The sequence below is a fragment of the Chlorobaculum thiosulfatiphilum genome (assembly GCF_006265165.1).
GTDB classification, from domain to species: domain Bacteria; phylum Bacteroidota; class Chlorobiia; order Chlorobiales; family Chlorobiaceae; genus Chlorobaculum; species Chlorobaculum thiosulfatiphilum.
Map to the genome: position 1 here is coordinate 115761 of NZ_VDCH01000004.1, position 18371 is coordinate 134131.

The 18371-nt window shown below is 59.3% G+C and carries 15 protein-coding genes and 2 tRNA genes; 10 read left to right on the forward strand and 7 right to left on the reverse strand.

The window, feature by feature from the left end:
* Positions 1-88 precede the first annotated feature (88 nt).
* Both FGF66_RS03545 and glyA read left to right on the forward strand, forming a co-directional pair.
* Entirely contained in the window at positions 89-1369 is a 1281-nt protein-coding gene (locus FGF66_RS03545) for a bifunctional 3,4-dihydroxy-2-butanone-4-phosphate synthase/GTP cyclohydrolase II (protein WP_170181192.1), read from the forward strand.
* Positions 1370-1393: 24 nt separating this feature from the next.
* A complete protein-coding gene (gene glyA / locus FGF66_RS03550; protein WP_139456325.1) occupies positions 1394-2716 on the forward strand; it encodes a serine hydroxymethyltransferase in 1323 nt (440 codons plus the stop codon).
* 127 nt (positions 2717-2843) lie between these two features.
* On the opposite strand, the gene FGF66_RS03555 is transcribed toward glyA, so the two are convergent.
* Positions 2844-3380, reverse strand: a complete 537-nt coding sequence (locus FGF66_RS03555) for a four helix bundle protein (RefSeq protein WP_139456326.1) — start codon at positions 3378-3380, stop codon at positions 2844-2846.
* A 200-nt stretch (positions 3381-3580) separates the two neighbouring features.
* On the opposite strand from FGF66_RS03555, the gene FGF66_RS12570 reads away from it, so the two are divergent.
* On the forward strand, positions 3581-3724 hold the full coding sequence (locus FGF66_RS12570; RefSeq protein ID WP_170181193.1) for a hypothetical protein: 144 nt from the start codon (positions 3581-3583) through the stop codon (positions 3722-3724).
* A gap of 196 nt (positions 3725-3920) precedes the next feature.
* Here the strand turns inward: FGF66_RS12570 and dnaG are convergent, their stop codons facing one another.
* Positions 3921-5813 (reverse strand): DNA primase, encoded by a 1893-nt coding sequence (gene dnaG / locus FGF66_RS03560; protein WP_139456346.1) that lies wholly within the window; start codon positions 5811-5813, stop codon positions 3921-3923.
* A gap of 400 nt (positions 5814-6213) precedes the next feature.
* On the opposite strand from dnaG, the gene FGF66_RS03565 reads away from it, so the two are divergent.
* From FGF66_RS03565 to FGF66_RS03580, 4 genes are read left to right on the forward strand one after another with little or no spacing between them, the layout of a single operon-like run.
* Positions 6214-6963 carry a MotA/TolQ/ExbB proton channel family protein gene (locus tag FGF66_RS03565; RefSeq protein WP_139456327.1) on the forward strand — a complete coding sequence of 250 codons (750 nt, stop codon included), beginning with the start codon at positions 6214-6216 and terminating at the stop codon, positions 6961-6963.
* Positions 6964-6966: 3 nt separating this feature from the next.
* Positions 6967-7500 carry an ExbD/TolR family protein gene (locus tag FGF66_RS03570; RefSeq protein WP_139456328.1) on the forward strand — a complete coding sequence of 178 codons (534 nt, stop codon included), beginning with the start codon at positions 6967-6969 and terminating at the stop codon, positions 7498-7500.
* 1 nt (position 7501) lies between these two features.
* Positions 7502-8032 (forward strand): ExbD/TolR family protein, encoded by a 531-nt coding sequence (locus FGF66_RS03575; RefSeq protein WP_139456329.1) that lies wholly within the window; start codon positions 7502-7504, stop codon positions 8030-8032.
* 60 nt (positions 8033-8092) lie between these two features.
* Complete coding sequence (locus FGF66_RS03580; protein ID WP_246046545.1) at positions 8093-8872, forward strand: energy transducer TonB; 780 nt, start codon at positions 8093-8095, stop codon at positions 8870-8872.
* Positions 8873-9093: 221 nt separating this feature from the next.
* Here FGF66_RS03580 and FGF66_RS03585 read toward each other — a convergent pair.
* From FGF66_RS03585 to FGF66_RS12575, 4 genes are all read right to left on the reverse strand, one after another.
* Positions 9094-9166: transfer RNA gene (locus FGF66_RS03585), tRNA-Gly, on the reverse strand.
* Positions 9167-9330: 164 nt separating this feature from the next.
* Positions 9331-9403: transfer RNA gene (locus tag FGF66_RS03590), tRNA-Gly, on the reverse strand.
* A 199-nt stretch (positions 9404-9602) separates the two neighbouring features.
* A complete protein-coding gene (gene trpB / locus FGF66_RS03595; RefSeq protein WP_139456331.1) occupies positions 9603-10805 on the reverse strand; it encodes a tryptophan synthase subunit beta in 1203 nt (400 codons plus the stop codon).
* Positions 10802-11104 carry a hypothetical protein gene (locus FGF66_RS12575; RefSeq protein ID WP_170181194.1) on the reverse strand — a complete coding sequence of 101 codons (303 nt, stop codon included), beginning with the start codon at positions 11102-11104 and terminating at the stop codon, positions 10802-10804. Before FGF66_RS12575 ends, trpB begins: the two co-directional genes overlap by 4 nt.
* 9 nt (positions 11105-11113) lie before the next feature.
* Between FGF66_RS12575 and FGF66_RS03600 the strand changes: the two genes are divergently transcribed.
* A complete protein-coding gene (locus tag FGF66_RS03600) occupies positions 11114-13867 on the forward strand; it encodes a putative LPS assembly protein LptD (RefSeq protein ID WP_246046547.1) in 2754 nt (917 codons plus the stop codon).
* 27 nt (positions 13868-13894) lie between these two features.
* Here the strand turns inward: FGF66_RS03600 and FGF66_RS03605 are convergent, their stop codons facing one another.
* Positions 13895-14764 carry an alpha/beta fold hydrolase gene (locus FGF66_RS03605; RefSeq protein ID WP_139456332.1) on the reverse strand — a complete coding sequence of 290 codons (870 nt, stop codon included), beginning with the start codon at positions 14762-14764 and terminating at the stop codon, positions 13895-13897.
* A gap of 154 nt (positions 14765-14918) precedes the next feature.
* Here FGF66_RS03605 and FGF66_RS03610 point away from each other — a divergent pair, with 154 nt between their 5' ends.
* Positions 14919-15329: an Rrf2 family transcriptional regulator gene (locus tag FGF66_RS03610; protein ID WP_139456333.1), complete on the forward strand. Its 411-nt coding sequence runs from the start codon at positions 14919-14921 to the stop codon at positions 15327-15329.
* A 164-nt stretch (positions 15330-15493) separates the two neighbouring features.
* Positions 15494-18370, forward strand: a complete 2877-nt coding sequence (gene uvrA / locus FGF66_RS03615) for an excinuclease ABC subunit UvrA (protein ID WP_246046549.1) — start codon at positions 15494-15496, stop codon at positions 18368-18370.
* Position 18371: the final 1 nt, after the last annotated feature.

Sequence of the window (18371 nt, forward strand, 5' to 3'; positions counted from 1 at the left end):
TTCAAAAAGTTTTTTGTACTATTCCTGTTATATTCTTCTCTTTTCGTGTAATTTCTGACCGGTAAGTAACCCAAGCCTCAGTATTGTGATGAGCGAAAAAAAGTTTGACTCCATAGCATCGGCCCTCGAAGACATCCGGAATGGCAAAATGGTGATCGTCGTCGATGACGAAGATCGCGAGGACGAAGGCGATCTGATCGCTGCCGCCGAGCACGCCACTCCCGAGATGGTGAACTTCATCACCAAGGAGGCGCGCGGCCTGCTCTGCGTGGCCGTCCCCATGCAGCGCGCTCGCGAGTTGCAGCTCGAACCGATGGTTCAGCGCAACACCTCGCAGCACGAAACCAATTTCACGGTATCCATCGACGCCATCGCCGAAGGAGTCACCACGGGCATCTCGGCCTACGACCGCTCCATGACCCTCAAGATGATCGCCGATCCCGGCTGCACGGCGGACGACTTCTCGCGCCCCGGCCACATCTTTCCGCTCCGCGCGATGGATGGCGGCGTACTCCGCAGGGTTGGTCACACCGAGGCCGCCGTCGATCTCTGTCGCCTGGCCGGATGCCAGCCCGCCGGTCTGCTCTGCGAAATTCTGCACGACGACGGCAGCATGGCTCGCCTTCCGGAGCTGCTGAAGCTCAAGGAGAAGCTCGGCATGAAGCTCATTACCATCAAGGATCTCGTCGCTTACCGGATGCAGCAGAGCAAGCTCGTGCACCGCGCCGTCGAGTCGAAGCTTCCGACCGCGCACGGCGAGTTCAAGCTCATCGCCTACGAAACCATCGTCGATCAGCAGAACCACATGGCCTTCGTCAAGGGCGACGTCGCCGACGGCGAGCCGGTGCTTGTCCGTGTACACTCGCAGTGCGCCACGGGCGACACCTTCGGCTCGCTTCGTTGCGACTGCGGCCACCAGCTCGAAACCGCCCTGCGCATGATCGAAAAAGAGGGGCGCGGCGTCCTCATCTATCTCATGCAGGAGGGACGCGGCATCGGCCTCATCAATAAGCTCAAGGCGTACAATTTGCAGGACGAGGGTTTCGACACGGTCGAGGCCAACGAGAAGCTCGGCTTCAAGGCCGACTTGCGCGACTACGGCATCGGTGCGCAAATTTTACAGGACCTCGGCGTCCGCAAGATGCGCCTGCTCACCAACAATCCGAAAAAGATTGTCGGTCTCGAAGGCTACGGCCTCGAAATCGTCGAGCGCCTGCCGCTCGAAATCGAGCCGAACGAGGTGAACCGCCACTATCTCGAAACCAAGCGAGACAAGCTTGGCCACATGATCGAAATGGCCTCCGGCAACGAACGCATCCTCTTCGAGCGTCTTGCCGACGAACAGTTGAAACAACAAAAAAAAGATTAACCTCCACCGGGAGAAAAAAGAACGATGGATAACGATATTCTCAAACGGCTCGACCCCGAGGTTTTCGAGGCGATTGCCAATGAAACGAAACGCCAGACCGAGACGCTTGAACTGATCGCTTCGGAGAACTTCACCAGCAACGCGGTCATGGAAGCGTGCGGCTCGGTGATGACCAACAAGTACGCCGAGGGCTACCCCGGCAAGCGCTACTACGGCGGCTGCGAGTTCGTCGATGTGGCCGAGAACCTCGCCCGGGACCGCGCCAAAAAGCTTTTCGGTTGCGAGTACGTCAACGTGCAGCCCCACTCCGGCTCCAGCGCCAACATGGCGGTGCTCTTCGCCGTGCTCAAGCCGGGCGATGCCATCATGGGCCTCGACCTCTCCCACGGCGGCCACCTGACCCACGGCAGCAAGGTAAACTTCTCCGGCCAGTTTTTCGACGCCCACTCCTACGGCGTCGATAAAGAGACCGGAATCATCGACATGAACAAGGTCGAGGAGCTGGCCATGCAGGTCAAGCCGAAACTCATCATTACCGGCGCGAGCGCATACTCGCAGGGCTTCGACTTCAAGGCGTTCCGCGAGGTTGCCGACAAGGTCGGCGCGCTGCTCATGGCCGACATCGCGCACCCGGCGGGTCTGGTCGCCGCGGGCCTCTCCGCCGATCCGATGCCGCACTGCCACTTCGTGACCACCACCACGCACAAAACCCTGCGCGGCCCGCGCGGCGGCATGATTATGATGGGCAAGGATTTCGAGAATCCGCTCGGCCTGACCATCAACACCAAGAACGGCCCGCGCGTCAAGATGATGAGCGAGGTGATGGACGCCGAGGTGATGCCCGGCATCCAGGGCGGCCCGCTGATGCACATCATCGCCGGCAAGGCGGTCGCCTTCGGCGAAGCGCTCCAGCCGGAGTTCAAGGCCTACGCGCAGCAGATCAAGGAGAACGCCGCCGCGATGGCCGCCAAATTCCTCGCTGCCGACTACCACATCGTCAGCGGCGGCACGAAGAATCACCTCATGCTGCTCGACCTGCGCAACAAGAACGTCACCGGCAAGGTCGCCGAGAACCTCTTGCACGAAGCGGGAATCACGGTCAACAAGAACATGGTGCCCTTCGACGACAAATCGCCGTTCGTCACCAGCGGCATCCGCGTCGGCACCCCGGCCATGACCACGCGCGGCATGTTGGTCGCCGAGAGCGAGAAGATCGTCGAACTGATCGACCGCGTCATCTCGGCAGCAAACGACGCCAATGTCGCCGACGTCTGCAAACAGGTCAGGCAGGAGGTCAAGGAGCTGTGCTTGCAGTTTCCTCTGAACGGCTACGGTTTGCAGTCATAAGCAGTCAGCGCTAAAGCATTACAAAGGCCGGTACCTCGCAAAGGTGACCGGCTTTTTTTGTGTAAGGAAGTGGACGTGGTGGACAAAGAGGGATGGTTTGTTTTTTTGCCCACGTCGTCTATTCAGTTCATTTCGTTCCGAAGCGTTTTTCGAGAGTGTTGATCTGGCGGTTGAGCAGGCTGCACGCATCGATGGTTAGCGTAATGGCGGCATTGGCGAAGATTTCAGGCAGGGGTGGGGCGAACGATGAACGCTCGGCTGACTGACGTTTGTGCTTTTGCAGAACCCAGAGGGCGACTTCATCGACGGTGGCGCATTTTCGGTCTGTCAGCGTTTTGCGCCGCCGGTCGTCATAAGGCCACACGCTCATGTTGTTCTGACGCAGAAATCCCTCGTAATCAAGCCGAAGTTCTTCCAGACTTTCTCGGGCAACGCGGTTCAGTTCGAGTTCGGTTGTTTTTGACGTGGCTGAGACCTGGCTTCCTTTCACGATGTTTTGCACCGTCGATATTGCCTCCTGAACCATCCGGTCATGGGAACGGTTGCGCTTATCGATGTAGCGGTTGCAGAATCGAACGGTTAAGTCATAGAGCAGTCGCGCGACCTGAAAGCTTTCAAGCTCTTTGTACCCGCCATGCTCAGGGATCGGTGGTTCTGTGCTCACTATTTTGCTGCGAAGGGGTTTTGGGGTAACGCAACAGCTCAATGTAGTGAAAAATAAGCAAAAAAATGAATAGTAAATTTATGTTTTGCTGATTGTTTCCAAACCGTCCATTTTGTCCGCATCTTGAAATTCCGGCGTGCAACCAGCACCGCGTTGTGGCTATATTGGGCATAAACAACAGACCAAAAGAGAGGGGAAAAATGCTGTCAAACCTCCTTCTGATTGCCATTACCATCCTGGCCGCGATCATCGTCGTGGCGTTGCTGCTCCGTCCAGTGGTGCGCTGGCTGGCGAATGAATGGCACGCGGCAAAGAGCCGGAATTACCCGAACCGTTTGCAATGAGGTTACCGTTTGCCGCCGCGCTTCGCCGCGCGGACGCGGCGAAGCCATTCGGCGAAGCCGCCTTTTACGGGTGAGTTCAGGGAAGGTGGATGGCGTGGACGGGCGTTGCCTTGTTGATGGGTGAAATCGCAACCGCTCAATGTAGCGAAAAGGTTACGGTACCAATCCTTGTCCATCCCCGTCCATTTCTCCCACCTCACTCCCCCAGAATCCCCCGGATCGACTCGTCCACCTCTTGCTCCATTGTTTTCAAGCGGTTGTTGAGGTCGTGGAGTTGCGCGAAGAGCTGTTTCTCTTCCTGTTTTTCCGTGGTGGCGGCGAGGCGGGCGAGGAGTTCCTGCTTCTCTTTCTGCAATGGCTCAAGCACGAGCGTCTTCACTGCCACGAGGAAGTGGGAGAGGCAGCGGCGGGCGTGTTGTTCGATTTCGGCGAGGGTTGGGCGCGTGGTTTCGTTGACCGGGAGGCGGAAGAGGATGTCGAAGGCGAGGTTGCTCGCCTCCTCCATGCCGATGGAGCTGATCTCCGAGGTGATGTCGATGTGGCCGTCCCGTCCGCCCATCTCCCGGAAGCGCCTGACCAGATAGCTGAAGATGGCTTGCGCGGCGGGGTGTTCGAGGTGGAACATCGATTCGTGCGAGGCGGCGAAGTCGAGCACTTCGTTGCCGTAAAAGGTGCTTTCGATCAGTGCTTCGAGGAAGGTGCGCTCCGTCACCGAGAGCGGCGCTCGCTTTGCGGGCGGCTTCGGGGCCGGTTCATCGCGGCGGCGCTCTCGTGGTTCTCGCGAGCCGCTGCGCTCACCGCCAGCCATCGCCTTCCGGAGCGTCTCGCGGCTGAGGTCGAGCTTTTTGGACAGTTCGTCGAGATACAGCTCTTTCTGCACCGGATCGGCGATGAACGAGATGCTCCGCGTCATGACGGAGACCGCTTTCGAGGCCGTGTCGGGACTCTCCATCCATCCCGCGTCGCGGTAGCAGCGGAGCTGGAAATCCTGGAACGAGGCGCGTTCGTGCTCCAGCACCTCAACGAATGCCTCCTTGCCGCGATTGTGGATGAAGCTGTCGGGGTCTTCGTTGCCGGGCAGCATCACCACCCACGGCGTCAGCCCCTCGGCAAGCAGGATGTCGATTCCCGCGAGCATCGATTTCTTGCCGGCGTTGTCGCCGTCGTAGAGGAAGAGTACGCGCGAGGTGTAGCGCTTCAGGATTTTCGCCTGGTGGCGGGTGAGCGCGGTGCCGCACGAGGCGACCGTGTTCGGGAAGCCCGCCTGGTGCATGGCGATCACATCCATGTACCCCTCGACGAGAATGGCCGTCTCCCGCCGCCGGATTTCGTCCTTCGCGGCGTGCATTCCGTAGAGCAGCTTCGACTTCTCGAAGGAGGCGCTCTCCGGCGAGTTGATGTACTTCGGCGTTTCGGCGTCGGTCGACAGCGTCCGTCCGCCGAAGCCCGCGACCTGGCCGCCGACGGTCAGAATCGGGAAGATGACGCGGTTGCGGAAGGTGTCGTACATCGAGTTGCGCTTCGGGTGGCGCGTCAAGAGGCCGAGCGCGATCAGGTGCTCGATCGGCGCGCCGTCGCGCTCCGCCGCGTGGAGCAGGCTCTCCCACGATTCGGGCGCGAAGCCGAGGCCGAAGCGGCGGATGGTGGCGGGTTCGAGTCCCCGGTTGCCGATGAGGTAGGCGAGCGCCGGGCTTCCGGCTTCGCTTTGCAGGGTGCTGTGGAACAGCCGCGCGGCCCAGCGGAGCGTGTCGAACTGGCCGCTCTCCCGCTTCTCCTCACGCTGCGCCCGCTCCGTCCGGTACTTGCCGGTGTCGATCCCCGCGCGCTTGGCCAGCATCTCGACCGCTTCGGGAAAGGTCACCTTCTCCATCTCCATGATGAAGGTGAAGACGTTGCCCCCCTTGCCGCTCGAAAAGCACTTGTAAATCTGTTTGTCGGGCGAGACGATGAACGACGGGGTTTTCTCCTGCGTGAAGGGCGAGAGCGCCTTGAAGCGGTGGCCCGACGGTTGCAGCCGGACATAATCCGACACAACGTCAACAATGTCCGTGCTTTGGCGGACTTCGTCGATCATGCGTTCCGGTATCATGCCTGCCATGTGCTTGTCCTTTTCTTTTTCTGTTCGATGCTATGATAAACCGAAAAAAATGAAAACGCAATGCCTGGCGATTCTCGTTCATCAGAGCCCGTCCGGCTCTCTTTTTCTGAAAAAAAATCGCTTTTCGAGGCGATTTCCCTCAGCGTTCGTTGCCTGAGTGGTTGGCGAGTCAGTGCTTTATTACTACATTATCACAGTAACAGCCTCTTTTTCTGATTGGATTTAGAATTATCGGCCTTGCAGTTTCTTCATACCGCCTCATGAGTATCCTTTCCCGAAACGCCTGCCCCGCCGGCGGGCTTGCAAGTGACCTTCCGGATGCGCTTTATTCTGACTTGAAAGAGGGCTTTGTCGTGGATTCCGTTACTTCCAACATCTCAATACCAACCATATGAAACAGGGATTTTTTACGGCGATACTGATTGTGGTGACCTACGCGGTATCCCTCGGTTTTTATGTCTGGATGGGCACGACGCCACCGGAATCCATGTTCCACGCCGTCTGGAAAGGCGGGCCTGTCGTTTCGGTGCTGATGGCGCTGATCCTGATGGTGATCGCCTACATCGTCGAGCGAATCGTCGCCCTGAACAAGGCTTCCGGCAAAGGCTCGATCACGGAGTTCGTGCAGAGCCTCAAGCAGGATGTCGATTCGGGTTCCATCGATCAGGCGATCTCCCGCTGCGACGACCATCAGAGTTCGCTTGCCGCCGTGATGCGCGCCGTGCTCGACCGCTACAAGATGCTTGCCGTGCACAACGTGACCGACCGCGAAAAGCGCATCAGCGAGATGCAGAAGGCGGTCGAGGAGGCGACCCTCATGGAGATGCCGCTGCTCGAAAAGAACCTCGTCGCCATCTCGACCATCGCCTCCATCTCCACGATGGTCGGCCTGCTTGGCACCACGCTCGGCATGATCCGCGCCTTCGCGGCGATGGCCACCAGCGGCGCGCCCGACGCGGTGCAGCTCTCGCTCGGCATCTCCGAGGCGCTCTTCAACACGGCGCTCGGCATTCTCGGCGGCATCATGGGCATCGTGACCTACAACGTCTTCACCAACAAGGTTGACCGCTTCAGCTACCAGATCGACGAGGCGGCGTTCTACATCATCCAGACCCTCGGCTCCGGCAAATCCCAATTGTGAACCATGTCCAAAATCAAGGCAAAAAGGGTAGGGTTCCGGCTCGACATGACGCCGATGGTCGATGTGGCGTTTCTGCTGCTGACCTTTTTCATGCTGACCACCAAGTTCCGTCCGCCGGAAGCGGTGACGATCGACCTGCCCTCCTCGCACTCCAACATGAAGCTGCCGGAGTCCGACGTGCTGACCGTGACCGTCGCCAATGACAATTCGATCTACATGGGCGTTTCGTCGCAGCGCACCAGGGAGCGGCTGTTCGACACGGTGGTCAGGCCGAAGCTCGAAAATGCGGGTGTCTCAAAAGCGGCGGTGGCCGATTCGCTCAAGCGCTTCAGGCTCGACGAGAGCTTCAAAATCGAAAAGGAGGAGCTTGCCCGCTACATCATGATGTCGCGCTTCGCCGACCAGCGGCTCAGGCCGGTGATCCGGGCGGACAACAAGGCCGATTACGAGTCGGTAAACTACGTTATTAAAGTGTTCAAGAAGATGAACCTGCTCAACTTCAACCTCGTGACCGTTCTCGAAAAGGAGGTGCGCTGATATGGGCATGGTCGATTCACCCGGAGAACGGCGCGGCTCGAAGCGAAGCGCGCGCCAGCGCAAACGGCTCGGTTTCAAGCTCGACATGACGCCGATGGTCGATGTGGCGTTCCTGCTGCTCACCTTTTTCATGCTGACGACGACGTTCGCCAAGTCGAACACGATGGAGATCAACATACCGCCGGAGACGGGCGAGGTGTCAGTCGCGGAGCTGAACGTCATGACGCTTCGGGTGCCCGGCGACGGCTTCGCCTATTGGTCACTCGGCGAGGCGGCGCCACGCCGCGTACCGCTCTACGAGAGCGCCGACGCCCACGCATCGCTCGGCAGCGAGCTTCGCCAGGTGCTGCGGCAGGAGACCGGCAGAAACCGGAAGATGGTGATCGTCGTCAGGATCAGCGACAAGGCCAAATACAAATCGCTGGTTGACATCATCGACGAGTTCAACCTGATGAAGATCGACCGCTTCAGCCTCGACGAGTTCACTCCAGAGGACGAAGCTGCAACCCAGAAGGCCGTGGCCATGCGCTGATGGCGCGGTTCGTGAACCAGAAAACAGGAGTACGGAAAGGTGTCGTCAAAGTTACAAACAGTGCATGATGAGGCGGCCCGGAAGGCGCAGCGGTGGTCTTTCCGCGAGCAGTTCCTCGATACCGACCGGCTGAGGCGGATCAGCTACGGCAATCTCGTCCTCCGGCGGGAGGCTCATCTGTTCCTGACTCACGGCGTGGTCGTGGCCGTGCTCTTCCTGCTGCTCTTCTGGCTTGTCAGCGCCAACTGGAGCCGCGCCATGGCGATGTTCGGCGGCGAGTCAAGCAAGCAGACGGCGGTTGAGTGCTACGAAGTGGTCACCAACGTGACGCAGTTGCCGCCGCCTCCGCCTATGGCTCCGGAGCCGCCGAAGGTGAGCGCGGCAGCCGCGCCGGTGGATGCGCCGAAGGTGGGCAAGATCAAAAAGGTGGCCGAAGCGCCGGCAGATCAGACCTTCGCCACGCAGAAGGAGATCAAGCAGGCGATCACGCAAGGCTCGGCCTCACAGGATGGCGGCGGTTCGGCGTCGTGCGACACGGTCGTGGAGTTCATGAACTGCCAGAATCCGCCGACGGTGGTCAGCACGCCGAGGCTCATGTACCCGGAAATGGCGAGGATCGCCGGATTGGAAGGGCGTGTTTTCGTGCGGGTGCTCATCAGCGAGGAGGGCCGTCCGATGAAAGCCGAGATCGTCAAGCGCATCCCCGCCGACCAGACGGTGTTCGACAGGGAGGCGACACGCATCGCGATGGAGACGAAGTACACCGCAGGTGTGCAGAACGGCAGGAGGGTGCGAGTCTGGATGACCATCCCGGTGCGGTTTACGCTGCACGAAGGGTGAAGCGAATGCTGAGTTATGAATGATGAATTGAAGAACGATTTCTGTATTTGACTGTCATTCTGAACGGAGCAAAGCGTTCAGGAAACGGCTGAAAAAGTATCGGATGACGCAGAGCATGAGCGGCAAAGGCCATTGTTACGACAATGCTGTAACAATGGCCTTTGCCTGGTTCGCCGTAAAACAAAAAAGCCTCCGTATCTGGAGGCTTTTTTTATCGTCGGAGCGGGAAACGAGACTCGAACTCGCGACCCCAACCTTGGCAAGGTTGTGCTCTACCAGCTGAGCTATTCCCGCGTCTGGTCAAGTGGGCTTAGTATAGGGAAAAATCCTTTTTCGTGCAACAGGTCGGTGAATTTTTTACGACTTTTCGGAGGGTTTTGTAGGGGCGAACCTGTGTGTCTGCCCGCTTCGCCCACAAAACAAAAAAGCCTCCGTATCTGGAGGCTTTTTATCGTCGGAGCGGGAAACGAGACTCGAACTCGCGACCCCAACCTTGGCAAGGTTGTGCTCTACCAGCTGAGCTATTCCCGCGTCTGGTCAAGTGGGCTTATTATAGGGAAAAAGCTGTTTTCATGCAAGAGGGGAAAGAAAAAAAATGTGCCGGGCGTGACGGTGGACGAAGTGGACGTTGTGGACTTGGTGGACGGAAAGGCGAACACGATATGTATGGGGCGGATTTTGTGGTTGCCTGTTGCCGGGCGGCCACAAGAGCCGCCCCTACAAGGTTTTCTTACAGCTTCAGCTCCTCCATGATGGTGCCCATGTCCTTGTCGCCGCGGCCTGAGAGGTTGACCACGATGATCGACTCTTTCGGCATTTCGGCGGCTCGCTTCATCGCATAGTGCACGGCGTGGGCCGATTCGAGGGCGCAGATGATGCCTTCGGTTTTGGCGAGAGCGTCGAGTGCCGCGAGCGCCTCCCGGTCTGTCGTCGAGGTGTAGCTGACCAGGCCCAGCTTCTGCAAATAGCAGTGCTCCGGGCCGACGCCGGGGTAGTCGAGTCCCGCTGAAATCGAGTGCGCCTCCTGCACCTGGCCGTGCTCGTCCTGCAAGAGCTTCATCATCGAGCCGTGCAGCACACCGATTTCGCCCTTGGTCAGCGAGGCGGCGTGCCGGGCGTCAAGTCCTTCACCCGCTGCTTCCACGCCGATCAGCTCGACCTCTTTGGCGTCCGGCAAAAATTCGTAGAACATGCCGATGGCGTTGCTGCCGCCGCCGACGCAGGCTACGACCACGTCGGGCAAGCGCCCGGCCTGTTCGAGCACCTGCTGGCGTGCTTCGCGTCCGATGACCGCCTGGAAGTCGCGCACCATCATCGGGTACGGGTGCATTCCGATGACCGAACCGACGATGTAGAAGGTCTCTTCGGGATTGTTCATCCAGTCGCGGATCGCCTCGCTGGTGGCGTCCTTGAGCGTTCTGCTGCCCGCAGAGACCGGTCGTACCTGTGCGCCGAGCAGCTTCATGCGCGCCACGTTGGGCGCCTGGCGGCGGATGTCCTCCTCGCCCATATAAACGATGCAGTCGAGCCCGAAGAGCGCGCAAACCGTCGCCGTCGCCACGCCGTGCTGGCCCGCGCCGGTTTCGGCGATGATGCGCTTTTTGCCCATCCGCTTGGCGAGCAGCACCTGGCCGAGGGCGTTGTTGATTTTGTGCGCCCCGGTGTGGCAGAGGTCTTCGCGCTTGAGCCATATCTCGGCGCCGCCCTGCTTTTCGCTGAGCCGCAAGGCGTGGTAGAGCGGCGTCGGGCGGCCAACGTAGTGGCGAAGCAGGTTGTCGAGGGTCTGGCGGAACTCCGGGTCATCTTTGGCCTTGAGGTACTCCTCTTCGAGATCGGCGGCGTTCTTGACCAGGGTTTCGGGAATGAATTTGCCTCCGAAGATGCCGAAGTGGCCGAATTCGTCGGGCGCGGAGTAGGTAACCTTCTGCGTCATAAAGCGTTGCAAAGAGTTATGGAGAGCGCCGCCGTTTTCTTGCGAGCTGACAGCCAGCGATCTCCTGTAGCTGTTGTGAATCGTTTGTCCGTTGTCGGCCGCAGTTTGCCAGACGCCGACGCAGGAAATTTGTCATAAAATATAGAAACCTTTCGGTCAATTATCCATTTTCCGTTGCCATTTTGTGCTGACTTTCGCGGCGCGAGATGTTCCGAAGAGCTATCGATTAAGGAGAAAGGTTTCATATATTCATGATTCGTTCTGGTTGAATAAATTTTCAGCGTCCGGTAACCCAGCATGATCCGCCCGTGAAACTCACCAAGTCAATCAAACTCCTGTCTCTTTTGCTCCTCGTTCAATCTTTCGAGGGATTTGCGCCATTGCGGGCGGGCGAAAGTGCGTCGAAACCGCAGAGCGAAAAAGAGGCCGCGACGCCCGACAGCCTGGCGCGGAAGCCTGACGATCTTGACTCTACCGTCGTCTATACGGCGAGGGATTCGCTGATCTACAACGTCAACAAGCGTACCGCCGATCTTTTCGGCAAGGCGAAAGTCAATTACCGGGACAGCCGGATCGAAGGGCCGACAATCACAGTCGAACAGGGAACCTCCACCGCGCGCGCCAAGGCTTCGCGTGACTCGCTTGGCCGCCCCTCCGAGCTTCCCGTTTATACCGACAGTGCCGGCTCGTTCACCGCCGAAACGATGGCGTACAACTACAAGACCAGAATTGGCACCGCGTCGGATATTTCATCGAAGGACGAACAGGGCATCTATTCGGGCAGGAATGTCAAGCGCATGCCCTCCGGAGAACTCTATATCGAGGATGGCGTCTATACCACCTGCGATCTCGAAGAGCCGCACTACTGGTTTGAAGGCGAGCACATGCGCATCATTCCGGACGACCGCCTGATTTCCCGGCCGTTCATCATGTACATTCATCCGGAAATTTTCAACAAGCGCCTTCCGGTGCTGCCGGTCATGTATCTGCCCTACATGTCGGCGCCGATCTCCAACAAGCGCGCCTCGGGCTTTCTGTTTCCGAGGCTCGGCAGTGGCGGCGACATGGGCACCTACCTGTCGAATCTCGGCTATTTCTGGGCGATCAGCGACTACGCCGATCTCCGGGTTGAAGGCGATGTTTCGTTCAACGGGAGCTGGCGGCTTGGCCAGCGGTTCCGCTATCAAAACGGTGATCTTTACAGCGGCTCGATCACGGGAGAGTATGAAAAAATCATGCTGAACGATTCGGATGACCCCGATCACAGACGTTATATCAACCGCGATTTAAGGATCATTCACCACCAGCAGTTCGACCCGACCGCCCGGCTCGACGTCAATCTTCAGTATCTGGGCGGCGATCGCTATTACGACAATACCTCGATCGATCTCGAAACGCTCGTTGCCGAACAGGCAACCTCGTACGCTTCGTTTTCAAAATCGTGGGATGAGAACAACCGGGTGCTGATCGCCGGCTACCAGAAGGTGGACGATCTCTCGACCGGCGAACTGACACAAAAAGCTACGGCATCGCTTTACCAGAACCGCATCTATCCCTTCCGGCCAAGGCTCTCTTCATCGCCATCGGAGTCACCTGGCTGGAGTTCGCGTCTGTTTGTGCAGCCGACCCTGTCGGGCAGCGCTCTTTTCAACGAGGCCTGGGGGATCAAAACCGATTTCTACTCGGGCAATGCGGGACTGGAGTTTGGTTATCTGCACGATTTTTCTCCCGGATACCGGGCGTTGTTTACGCAGGGCATCAACGTGCAGGCGCTTGGCAAAACGATAAGCGAGCAGGATGATCTCGACGCCACCAGCATTCAGCTTCCCTTCAAAATCCAGAGCACGCTGTTCAAATACCTGCATCTGACTCCGGCGGTGACTTTCACCCAGTATCGGGTCAACAGCACGGTCAGCAAATATTACGACACCAGCGCTGGCGAAGAGTTGACGAACACCATCGCCGAGCCTGCCAGCTACGCCACGACGGTTTTTTCGCTCGACGCCCAGACCCGGCTCTACGGGGTGATGAACACCGGCTTTCTCGACAAGCTTACCGGCCTCAGCGCCATTCGCCACACCTTCATCCCGACCGTTTCATTTATCTACAATCCCGATTACAGGGGAAGCGGTTACGATATTTACGACTCCTATTACGATCCGGTGGCGCTGCAAAATGTGCGGTACAACCGCTTTGGCGAGTCGCTCTACTCCGCCGTGCCCGAGGAGCGCACCTTTGTCGGCCTCAGCCTCCAGAACCTTTTTCACGGCAAGTTCCGGAGCGACGAGGTGTCGAGCGAGAGTGGCGACAGCGCGGGCGCGGGTTACAAAACGGCGCAGTTGCTCTCCCTGACGGCGTCGTCCGGATACAATTTCGCAGCCGACGAAATGCCCATCGCGCCGCTGGTGCTGATGGCGTCGAGCAACGCTTTTGCGCCCGCGCTGATGTTCAGCGCCGGAGCGACCTATGACTTCTATACGTACGATCCGTTGACCGGCGACCGGGTGGACAAGCTTGCCATGGACGACGGCAAGGGCCTGCTCCGCTTCGTCAACGGCTTTCTCAACATGAGCGTGAGCAAGAGTGGCCACCTGCGCTCGCCGTTCGCCTCCGTCGATAAAAACGACAGCGATACGCCGCTCGTCAAAAACACGTCATTGCCGGTCGAGCAGGCGCTCTACAAGGAGCGGTTCCACAGCGATGAACTGACCGATTTCAGCGCGTCGTTGCCCTGGTCGCTGCGCATGTCGCTCTATCTGATCAGCGACAAGAGCGACCCGCTCGATCCTTACTCCACCGCGCTGTTGAACTCAGCCGGGCGGCTCGCGCTTTCGCGGAACTGGCAGGTTGGCTTCAGCACCAGCTACGATTTCAGGAACAACGAGTTCGTCTATCCCGCGCTCATGCTCTACAGGGATTTGCACGATTTCCAGTTCAGCGCGCAGTGGGTGCCGTCGGGCGAGCACAAGGGTTATCTGTTCCAGATCGCCATGAAACCGGCAAACCTCAAGTATCTGAAGCTGAAGGCGGGAAGCGGAAATATCGTTCAGCCGGTGGATTAGGAGCTCGTCCGGTCTTGCGCGGCGTTGTCACTCCAACTGGAGAAGAAGCTGCGCGAGCCGTGCGTTGAAAGATTCGTGAGCGTCGTGATGGATGCAGTGCCCCGCTTTCGGAATGATGAACGCGCCGGCCTGCGGAAGCAGCTCCTGAAACTCCGGAATGATTTTGTGCGGCGGCAGGGCGGTGTCTTCGGCGCCCCACAAGAGCCAGGCGTCGCCCTTGTAGTTGCAGGGCTTGATGCCGTCGAGCAGGAAGTCGTGCGGGCGTTTCGACGGCGAGAGGTAGGAAAACATCGCTCCGCGATCCTGCAACGGGCGGGAGAACTGGTTGATCAGGTTGAAATCGACCTTTTTCTGGTTGTAATAGGTCGGGCCGAGGCTCTGGCTGACGCCGACGGGATTGGCGAAGGCCGCGAAGAGCATCTCGCCGATGAGCGGAGAACCGACCAGGCCGAAAAATATCTTGGCTACACCATCCATGCTGTCGCCGTACAGGCCGGAGGGATTGGCCAGCACGAGCGCCCGGACGCTTTCCGGATTGTGATGCGCGTAGATGATGCTGCTGGCCGCGCCCATCGAGTGACCCACCAGAATGACTTTTTCCAGCTTTTTCAGATGCATGAACGCCTTGATCTGCGCCGCGAAGAGCGCCAGGCTGTAGCGCACGTTTGGCTTGCCGGACTGGCCGAAGCCGATCAGATCCATGGCGTAGATCCGGTAGCGGTCGCTGAACGAAGGGATGTTGTCGCTCCAGTGCTCGATCATGCCACCGTAGCCGTGGATGAAGAGCAGCGGCGTATTCCGGGCCTCCTCCGGGCCGTATTCGCGGTAGCGTATTTTTGCTTCGATCTCTTCGGAGAGCTGCCAGATGAACCAGCGGTCTTGCGATGGTGTTTTCATGCGTCGGGTAGGAACTGTGCCGGTCAAAGGCGATTGATATGATTGCAATGCTGATAAAATATAATCCGAAGTCCGAAAGAATAAAGGTGGATCGGGGAATTTCCTGAAACAGGTGCGGGTTTATCCTGTTTTCCCATTACTCCTCTTTTCGCTTATGCTGCAAGTATCCAGAAAATTTGAATACGGCCTGCACGCCGTGACCTACCTGGCCATGAAAGGCCCCGAGCGGGTGGTGACGGTCAAGGAGCTAGCCGTCGAGATCGGCTTTTCCCAGGTGTTCCTCGCCAAGGCGATGCAGAGCCTGAACAAGGCGGGCATCACCCGGTCGGTGCAGGGGGTCAAGGGCGGCTATACGCTCGCCAAGGCTCCCGGAGAGATCACCGTCGGCGATATCGGCGTGGCCATCGAGGGTGAGCCGCATCTGATGCGCTGTTCCGGCGAGGATTGCCAGTGCGAAATCGAGACGAGCTGCACCCACAAAGGCTACATGTTCAACCTCCAGAAAAGAATCCACGATCTCCTGGCCGAAACGACCGTCGCCATGCTGCTCGACAAATACCGGTAAACTTCCGTGATTGCGCAATTTTTCGGCATCCTGTTCCGCCAAACGGAGATTGTTTCGTTTATTATCTGACAGCCGCGTGGATGGCCGGTGAGAGCGTCGGCGCTCCGCCATGCGCCTGATTTCCGGTTATCCGTTTACTAGCAAGCAAGTTATCACCGCATTTCATGTCATCCACCGAGACCCCCAACGCGCAACTTCCGGAAACGAACGCAACATCCACTCCGGATGACGGAGCTGAGAGCCGTCTTCCCGACATCGTGCTTGGCGGCGTTTCGACGCACAACCTCAAGCATGTCACCGTCCGCATTCCGCGCAACCGCTTCGTCGTGCTGACCGGGCTGAGCGGCTCCGGCAAGTCGAGCCTCGCCTTCGACACGCTCTACGCCGAAGGGCACCGGCGCTACGTCGAGTCGCTCTCGGCTTACGTGCGGCAGTTCCTCGAACGGATGCCCAAGCCCGAGATCGAGACGGTCGAGGGGATCGCGCCGGCCATCGCCATCGAGCAGAAGGCACTGCCCAAAAATCCTCGCTCGACGGTCGGCACGGTGTCGGAGATTTACGACTACCTGCGCTTGCTCTACGCCCGCATCGGCAAGATCTATTCGCGCGACACCGGCGAGCTGGTGCTCAAGCACACGCCGGAGGATGTGAGCTTGCAGGCGCGATTCTTCGACGATGGTACGCGCTTTTACGTCGGCTTTCCTTTTCCGAGCCACCACGATCTCCGCAACCGCGACCGCACGGTGGCCGACGAGCTGAAGAACCTGCTCAAGAAAGGTTTTTTCCGTCTGCTGAAGGGTGAAACCGTCATCGATATTTCCGGCGAGATGGAGCGCACCGGGGTGGAGGCGATGAAGCGCCAGGAGCTTTCGGAGCTGCTCGTGCTGGTGGACCGGTTCGTCGCCAAAAAGGACGAGAAGATTTACAGCCGCGTCGCGCAGGCCGCCGAGAGCTGCTTCGCCGAGTCGGGCGGCAACGCCATCATCCGCGTGGCGGGCGGCAAGGAGTACCGCTTCAGCGACCGGCTGGAGCTGAACGGCGTTACCTATCAGGAGCCGTCGCCGCAGCTCTTCGCCTTCAACTCGCCCATTGGAGCCTGCACCGCCTGCCAGGGGTTCGGGCGCATCGCGGGCATCGACGAGGATGCGGTGGTGCCGGACAAGTCGCTCTCGCTCAAGGAGGGGGCGATTACCTGCTGGAACTCCGAAAAGTATTCGTGGTACCGCAGGCAGTTGCTGAAAATCGCGCCCGATGTGGGCATTCCGGTGGATGTGCCCTACGAGAAGCTTGGCCGCGTGCACCGCGAGATGCTCTGGAAGGGTATTCCTGAGCGGAGCTTCAAGGGGCTGTGGCCCTTTTTCGAGGAGATCGAAAAGGATGCAGGCTACAAGGTGCACTACCGGGTATTCCTGAGCCGCTACCGGGGCTACGCCACCTGCCCGGAGTGCGAGGGGGCGCGGCTCAATCCCGACGCCTTGCAGGTGCGGGTCTCGGGCAGGAACATCGGCGAAGTTGTCCGCATGACCATCGCCGATGCGCAGGCCTTTTTCGCCGCGCTCGAAATTTCACCCTTCGATCGCTCCGTGGCCGACGCCATACTTCGGGAGATCAACAAGCGGCTTGGCTACCTGATGGATGTCGGCCTCGACTACCTCACGCTCGACCGGCTGACGCACACCCTCTCCGGCGGCGAATTCCAGCGCATCAACCTCTCGACCTCGCTCGGCTCGCCCCTGGTGGGCGCAATCTACATTCTCGACGAGCCGAGCATCGGCCTGCACCAGAGCGACTCGGCGCGGCTCGTGGCGCTGCTCAAGCGGCTGCGCGACCTCGGCAACACGGTGGTGGTGGTCGAGCACGACCGCGAGATCATCGAGGCCGCCGACGAGGTGATCGACCTCGGCCCGCGCGCCGGGCGACTCGGCGGCGAGATCGTCTTCCACGGCCCGCCCTCGGCGATGGCCGGAGCCGAAGGTTCGCTGACCGCCGACTACCTCGCGGGCCGCAAGCAGATCGCCGTGCCCGCCGAACGGCGCAAGCCGGACTTCTCACGCTGCATCGAAATCACCGGCGCGATGCAGAACAACCTGCGCAACATCGACGTCAAGTTCCCGCTTGGCGTCATGACCTGCATCACCGGCGTGAGCGGTTCGGGCAAATCGACGCTCGTGAACGACATTCTCAAGCTCGGCATCATCCGCGAAAAAGAGGGGTTGCGGGAAAAGGTGGGTACGCACCGCGCCATTTCGGGCACGGAGCTGATCGAGAAGGTCGAGCATGTCGATCAGTCGCCCATCGGCAAATCGAGCCGCAGCAACCCGGCGACCTACCTCAAGATTTTCGACGACATCCGCCAACTCTTCGCCGCGACCCGCGAAAGCAGGTCACGCGGCTGGAAGCCCGGCTACTTCTCGTTCAACATTCCCGGTGGGCGTTGTGAAACCTGCGCGGGCGAGGGGACGGTCAAAATCGAGATGCAGTTTCTGGCCGACATCGAGGCGGTCTGCGAGGAGTGCGAGGGCAAGCGCTACAAGCCCTCGACGCTGGAGGTGCAGTACAACGGTCGGTCGATCGCCGAGGTGCTCGATCTGACCGTCGAGGAGGCGATCACCTTTTTCGGGCCGGAAAAATCGATCCAGAAGAAGCTCCGGGTGTTGCAGGATGTGGGTCTCGAATACATCCGCCTCGGCCAGTCTTCCAGCACCCTCTCCGGCGGCGAGGCTCAGCGGCTCAAGCTCGCGCACTTCATCTCGCGCTCCGACGTCAGCAACACGCTCTTCATCTTCGACGAACCCACCACCGGCCTGCACTTCGACGACATCTCCAAGCTGTTGCGCTGTTTCGAGGAGCTCTTGGCCCGCGGCAACACGCTGGTCATCATCGAGCACAACCCCGACATCATCAAGCAGGCCGACTGGATCATCGACCTCGGCCCCGGCGCGGGTGTGCGCGGCGGCGACATCGTGGCGGTGGGAACGCCGGAACAGATTCGCGACTGCGAAGCCTCGCTCACGGGGAGGCATTTGCGGGGGTATGTGTAAA

Excerpts from the sequence above, each read along its gene's own strand:
- FGF66_RS03545 (WP_170181192.1), top strand. The coding sequence starts at position 89 with ATGAGCGAAAAAAAGTTTGACTCCATAGCATCGGCCCTCGAAGACATC.
- glyA (WP_139456325.1), top strand. The coding sequence starts at position 1,394 with ATGGATAACGATATTCTCAAACGGCTCGACCCCGAGGTTTTCGAGGCG.
- FGF66_RS12570 (WP_170181193.1), top strand. The coding sequence starts at position 3,581 with ATGCTGTCAAACCTCCTTCTGATTGCCATTACCATCCTGGCCGCGATC.
- dnaG (WP_139456346.1), bottom strand. The coding sequence starts at position 5,813 with ATGATACCGGAACGCATGATCGACGAAGTCCGCCAAAGCACGGACATT.
- FGF66_RS03565 (WP_139456327.1), top strand. The coding sequence starts at position 6,214 with ATGAAACAGGGATTTTTTACGGCGATACTGATTGTGGTGACCTACGCG.
- FGF66_RS03570 (WP_139456328.1), top strand. The coding sequence starts at position 6,967 with ATGTCCAAAATCAAGGCAAAAAGGGTAGGGTTCCGGCTCGACATGACG.
- FGF66_RS03575 (WP_139456329.1), top strand. The coding sequence starts at position 7,502 with ATGGGCATGGTCGATTCACCCGGAGAACGGCGCGGCTCGAAGCGAAGC.
- trpB (WP_139456331.1), bottom strand. The coding sequence starts at position 10,805 with ATGACGCAGAAGGTTACCTACTCCGCGCCCGACGAATTCGGCCACTTC.
- FGF66_RS12575 (WP_170181194.1), bottom strand. The coding sequence starts at position 11,104 with ATGCTGGGTTACCGGACGCTGAAAATTTATTCAACCAGAACGAATCAT.
- FGF66_RS03605 (WP_139456332.1), bottom strand. The coding sequence starts at position 14,764 with ATGAAAACACCATCGCAAGACCGCTGGTTCATCTGGCAGCTCTCCGAA.
- FGF66_RS03610 (WP_139456333.1), top strand. The coding sequence starts at position 14,919 with ATGCTGCAAGTATCCAGAAAATTTGAATACGGCCTGCACGCCGTGACC.
- uvrA (WP_246046549.1), top strand. The coding sequence starts at position 15,494 with ATGTCATCCACCGAGACCCCCAACGCGCAACTTCCGGAAACGAACGCA.